Source organism: Streptomyces sp. (assembly GCF_031178505.1).
GTDB classification, from domain to species: domain Bacteria; phylum Actinomycetota; class Actinomycetes; order Streptomycetales; family Streptomycetaceae; genus Streptomyces; species Streptomyces gulbargensis.
Genome location: NZ_JAPSIW010000496.1, coordinates 1 through 5,385 on the forward strand (window position 1 = coordinate 1; position 5,385 = coordinate 5,385).

Genomic DNA, 5,385 nt, shown 5'->3' on the forward strand with positions numbered 1-5,385 from the left:
ATCCGCAACTTCGGTGCGAAGTCGATCGACGAGGTCAAGGCGAAGCTGGCCGGCATGGGCCTGGCCCTCAAGGACAGCCCGCCCGGATTCGACCCGACCGCCGCCGCCGACGCCTTCGGCGCCGACGACGACGCGGACGCCGGGTTCGTCGAGACCGAGCAGTACTGAGCTCGGACCGACGGTCCAGATGTGACTGCCGACCGGTTCCGGCCGGTCGAGCAGTTCCCCCGCGCCCCTGAGGGGCGCGGGTCTCCGACGGGCGACCGCCCGCTCGGATACTGACTCCGGTACCTGACACGGCCGGGGCAGACACCAAGGAGAAACACCATGCCGCGTCCCGCCAAGGGTGCCCGTCTCGGCGGCTCCGCCGCGCACGAGAAGCTGCTCCTCGCCAACCTGGCGAAGTCGCTCTTCGAGCACGGCCGCATCACGACGACCGAGGCCAAGGCCCGCCGCCTGCGTCCGGTCGCCGAGCGCCTGATCACCAAGGCGAAGAAGGGCGACATCCACAACCGTCGCCTGGTGCTGCAGACGATCACCGACAAGGGCATCGTCCACACCCTCTTCACCGAGATCGCGCCGCGCTACGCGGAGCGTCCGGGTGGCTACACCCGCATCACCAAGATCGGCAACCGTCGTGGCGACAACGCCCCGATGGCCGTGATCGAGCTGGTCGAGGGCGAGATCGCCAAGAAGGCCACCGTCGCCGAGGCCGAGGCCGCCACCAAGCGCGCCGTCAAGGAGGCCGACGAGGCCCCCAAGGCCGAGGAGACCAAGGCCGACGACGCCGCCGAGGCGCCGGCCGAGGAGTCGAAGGACGCCTGAGCGTTCTGAGAGCCTTCGCGAGCGGGCCCGTACCCCCTGAGGGGTGCGGGCCCGCTCCCGTGCGTCTGAGAGGATTTACGGCGTGAGTGATGACGTGCAGCCCGGGTTCGTACGGGTACGGCTGGACCTTTCGTACGACGGCCGGGAGTTCTCCGGCTGGGCCAAGCAGGCCCGCGGGCAGCGGACCGTGCAGGGCGAGATCGAGGACGCCCTGCGGACGGTGACCCGGGCCAGGGAGACGTACGAGCTGACCGTCGCCGGCCGGACCGACGCCGGGGTGCACGCCCGCGGGCAGGTCGCCCACGTCGACCTCCCCGTCGAGCTGTGGGAGGAGCACCGGGAGAAGCTGCTGCGGCGGCTCGCCGGACGCCTCTCGCACGATGTGCGGATCTGGTCCGTGGCCGAGGCCCCGGAGGGCTTCAACGCCCGGTTCTCCGCGATCTGGCGCCGCTACGCCTACCGCGTCACCGACAACCCCGGCGGCGTCGACCCGCTGCTGCGCGGGCACGTCCTGTGGCACGACTGGGCGCTCGACATGGACGCCATGAACGAGGCCGCCACCGCCCTCGTCGGCGAGCACGACTTCGCCGCGTACTGCAAGAAGCGCGAGGGCGCCACCACCATCCGCACCCTCCAGGAACTGCGCTGGGAACGGCGCCCCGACGGCATCCTCGAAGCGACCGTGAAGGCCGACGCCTTCTGCCACAACATGGTCCGCTCCCTCGTCGGCGCGCTCCTCTTCGTCGGCGACGGTCACCGGCCGGTGGAATGGCCGGGCAAGGTGCTGGCCGCCGGCGTGCGGGACTCGGCCGTGCACGTCGTCCGGCCGCACGGACTCACCCTCGAAGAGGTCGGCTACCCGGCGGACGACCAGCTCGCCGCCCGGAACAAGGAGGCCCGCAACAAGCGGTCACTCCCCGGGAGCGGCGGCTGCTGCTGAGGCCTGCGCCCGGCCGCGGGCGTAGATCTGGTTGAAGGCGAAGGTGCCCAGGTCGGTGCTGGCCCGGAAGATCGGCTGGTCGGCCGTGGTGACCTTCCTGCCGTTCGTGAAGCCGGCCTGGGTGAAGTACGCGTAGCGGCCCACCGCGTTCGACCGGCGCAGGCAGACCGTGGCGCGGCAGAACTCCTTCACGCCCGCGCCCGCCAGCGGGGCGATGCCGCCCTTGGCCTGCTTGACCTTGAGGGCCGCGGCCTCCGAGGGGAGGACGGCCACGCCGACGGTCACCGCCACGCCGCCCTGGACGTAGGTGGCGCGCAGGACGCGCAGGCAGCCGTTGTCCTTGAGGGCGGCGGCGAGCGCGCCCTGGGCGACCGCCGCGCAGTTCGTCGTGGAGGAGGTCGCGCCCTTGGAGTACGGGCGGCCGTTCATGGTGAGCTTCCTGCCCGGGAAGAGGCCCTCGGCGCTGATCGGCGCCGTGTCCTTCTTCGGGTCGGTGATGTAGTCCTTCGGGTTCGGCGGGGGCGGCGGCGCCACCGAGGAGAAGGTCGGCTCGGGCGTGGCCGAGCCGGTGGGGGGCACGGAGACGGTCGGGACGCCGCCGTTCTTGGCCTCGTCGTTCTTCTTGTTCGTGGTGACGACGGCGGTCGCGACGATCGCGCCGACGGCCAGCGTGGCCAGGATCCCGCCGCCGATCATCAGCCGCCGCCTGCGCCGGCCGCGGGCGGCCGAGGCCTCGGCGAGCGCGCTCCAGTCGGGGGCGTCACCGCCCTGCGCGCCCGGGAAGGGGTTCGGCGGCTGCCGGTGCCCCTGTCCGCCCTGCTGCCCGTAGCCCTGCGCCGGCGGCTGCCCGTACCCCTGCTGACCCGGTTGCGGCGGCTGCTGACCCGGCTGCTGCGGCTCGTGCGGCCACTGCGGTCCCCCAAAGCTCATGCCGCGCATCCTAAACCGGTTGGGGAAGGCGGCGGCGGGCGGCGACAATGCACCTCATGGGACATGTCGAGGCCGCGCATCTTGAGTACTACCTTCCGGACGGGAGGGTGCTGCTCGGGGACGCCTCCTTCCGCGTCGGCGAGGGCGCCGTCGTCGCCCTCGTCGGGGCCAACGGCGCCGGCAAGACGACCCTGCTCCGGATGATCTCCGGGGAGCTGAAGCCGCACGGCGGCACCGTCACCGTCAGCGGCGGGCTCGGCGTGATGCCGCAGTTCGTCGGCTCCGTGCGGGACGAGTCCACCGTCCGTGACCTGCTGGTCTCCGTGGCCGACCCGCGCATCCGGGAGGCCGCGAAGGCCGTGGACGAGGCCGAGCACCTGATCATGACCGTCGACGACGAGGCCGCCCAGATGCGGTACGCGCAGGCGCTCAGCGACTGGGCCGAGGTCCAGGGGTACGAGGCCGAGACCCACTGGGACGTCTGCACCATGGCGGCGCTCGGCGTGCCGTACGAGAAGGCGCAGTTCCGGCAGGTGCGGACGCTCAGCGGCGGTGAGCAGAAGCGGCTGGTCCTGGAGTCGCTGCTGCGCGGCCCCGACGAGGTGCTGCTCCTGGACGAGCCGGACAACTACCTGGACGTCCCCGGCAAGCGGTGGCTGGAGGAGCGGCTGCGGGAGACCCGCAAGACCGTGTTGTTCATCTCGCACGACCGCGAGCTGCTCTCCCGGGCCGCGCAGAAGATCGTCGCCGTCGAGCCCGGCCCGGCCGGTTCGGACGTGTGGGTGCACGGCGGCGGCTTCGACACCTTCCACGAGGCGCGCCGCGAGCGGTTCGCGCGCTTCGAGGAGCTGAAGCGGCGCTGGGAGGAGAAGCACGCCCAGCTGAAGAAGCTGGTCGTCACCCTGCGGCAGGCGGCCGCCGTCAGCCACGAGATGGCCTCCCGGTACGCGGCGGCGCAGACCCGGCTGCGGAAGTTCGAGGAGGCCGGCCCACCGCCGGAGCCGCCGCGCGAGCAGGACATCCGGATGCGGCTGCGCGGCGGCCGGACCGGGGTACGGGCCGTGACCTGCGAGAACCTTGAGCTGACCGGGCTGATGAAGCCGTTCTCGCTGGAGGTCTTCTACGGGGAGCGGGTCGCCGTCCTCGGCTCGAACGGCTCGGGCAAGTCGCATTTCCTGCGGCTGCTCGCGGGCGACCCGACGGTGGCGCACACGGGGACGTGGAAGCTGGGCGCCCGGGTGGTGCCGGGGCACTTCGCGCAGACCCACGCCCACCCGGAGCTGGAGGGCCGCTCCCTGGTCGACATCCTGTGGACGGAGCACGCCAAGGACCGGGGCGGGGCGATGTCCGTGCTGCGCCGGTACGAGCTGGAGCGGCAGGGCGACCAGCCCTTCGACAAGCTCTCCGGCGGGCAGCAGGCCCGGTTCCAGATCCTGCTCCTGGAACTCGCCGGCACCACGGCGCTGCTCCTGGACGAGCCGACGGACAACCTGGACCTGGAGTCGGCCGAGGCGCTCCAGGACGGCCTGGAGGCGTACGAGGGCACGGTCCTCGCGGTCACCCACGACCGCTGGTTCGCGCGCTCCTTCGACCGCTATCTGGTCTTCGGCTCCGACGGGGTCGTCCGGGAGACGAGCGAGCCGGTGTGGGACGAGCGGCGGGTGGAGCGGGCGCGGTGACGGTGCCGGGCGGCGTCCCGCGGCATTTTGACCCGCCGGGGGTGGCGCGGGTACCGTAGCGGTTTGTTATGCGTATCGGCTTCGTCGTTCTCACGCGAAGGGGCCCTACGCAGGTTCCCTGGAGCAGTTACCAGTGGCTCGCATACGGGCGGTGTCCCGGCAGTGTGGGCCCCAGCTGCATGATCGCTTCAGGTGTGTCTGGACTCCATCCACTGAAGAAGCGAAGGCTACGAAGTGCGTACGTACAGCCCCAAGCCTGGCGATGTGACTCGCCAGTGGCACATCATCGACGCGCAGGACGTCGTCCTGGGCCGTCTGGCGACGACGGCTGCGAACCTCCTGCGAGGCAAGCACAAGCCCGTCTACGCGCCGCACATGGACATGGGCGACTTCGTCATCATCATCAACGCTGACAAGGTCCACCTGTCCGGCAACAAGAAGACCCAGAAGATGGCCTACCGCCACTCCGGCTACCCGGGCGGTCTGCGCTCCGTCCGTTACGACGAGCTGCTGGACAAGAACCCCGAGAAGGCCGTCGAGAAGGCCATCAAGGGCATGATCCCCAAGAACTCCCTGGGCCGTCAGATGCTCTCGAAGCTGAAGGTCTACGCGGGTGAGAACCACCCGCACGCTGCGCAGCAGCCGGTCCCGTTCGAGATCACCCAGGTCGCGCAGTAGTTCCGGCCACCCCCTAAGAACGAAAGAAATCTGAGGAGCATCGTGGCCGAGACCACCCCCGAGACCCCCGTCGACGAGTTCGAGGGCGTCGAGGAGTACACCACCGAGACCGAGAACGTCGAGGGTGACTACACCTCCGAGTCCCTCGCGTCCCGCTTCGGCGACCCGCAGCCGGCCGCCGGCCTGGGCCGTCGCAAGAACGCCATCGCCCGCGTCCGGATCGTTCCGGGCACCGGCAAGTGGAAGATCAACGGTCGCACCCTTGAGGACTACTTCCCCAACAAGGTGCACCAGCAGGAAGTCAACGAGCCCTTCAAGGTGCTCGAGCTCGAC

6 protein-coding genes and 1 pseudogene are annotated in these 5,385 nt (G+C 70.9%); 6 read left to right on the forward strand and 1 reads right to left on the reverse strand.

Annotation, left to right across the window (positions count from 1 at the left end; genetic code table 11):
* The 3 genes and pseudogenes from RIF68_RS26180 to truA all read left to right on the forward strand — a co-directional run.
* A pseudogene (locus RIF68_RS26180) lies at positions 1–168 on the forward strand (DNA-directed RNA polymerase subunit alpha); the annotation flags it as partial.
* A 159-nt stretch (positions 169–327) separates the two neighbouring features.
* On the forward strand, positions 328–825 hold the full coding sequence (gene rplQ, locus RIF68_RS26185; RefSeq protein ID WP_309053760.1) for a 50S ribosomal protein L17: 498 nt from the start codon (positions 328–330) through the stop codon (positions 823–825).
* An 82-nt stretch (positions 826–907) separates the two neighbouring features.
* Positions 908–1,765: a tRNA pseudouridine(38-40) synthase TruA gene (truA, locus tag RIF68_RS26190; RefSeq protein ID WP_309053761.1), complete on the forward strand. Its 858-nt coding sequence runs from the start codon at positions 908–910 to the stop codon at positions 1,763–1,765.
* Here the strand turns inward: truA and RIF68_RS26195 are convergent.
* The gene (locus RIF68_RS26195; protein ID WP_309053762.1) at positions 1,736–2,695 is read right to left on the reverse strand and encodes a hypothetical protein; all 960 of its coding nucleotides are present in this window, start codon (positions 2,693–2,695) and stop codon (positions 1,736–1,738) included. The two genes, truA and RIF68_RS26195, sit on opposite strands and share 30 nt — an antisense overlap.
* Before the next feature lie 56 nt (positions 2,696–2,751).
* Here RIF68_RS26195 and RIF68_RS26200 point away from each other — a divergent pair, with 56 nt between their 5' ends.
* The 3 genes from RIF68_RS26200 to rpsI form a co-directional block, all read left to right on the forward strand.
* Positions 2,752–4,374 (forward strand): ATP-binding cassette domain-containing protein, encoded by a 1,623-nt coding sequence (locus tag RIF68_RS26200; protein ID WP_309053763.1) that lies wholly within the window; start codon positions 2,752–2,754, stop codon positions 4,372–4,374.
* A 234-nt stretch (positions 4,375–4,608) separates the two neighbouring features.
* The gene (gene rplM, locus RIF68_RS26205; RefSeq protein ID WP_031076703.1) at positions 4,609–5,052 is read left to right on the forward strand and encodes a 50S ribosomal protein L13; all 444 of its coding nucleotides are present in this window, start codon (positions 4,609–4,611) and stop codon (positions 5,050–5,052) included.
* Between the two features lie 42 nt (positions 5,053–5,094).
* The coding region (gene rpsI / locus RIF68_RS26210; RefSeq protein ID WP_309053764.1) for a 30S ribosomal protein S9 at positions 5,095–5,385 on the forward strand (291 nt) is incomplete at its 3' end.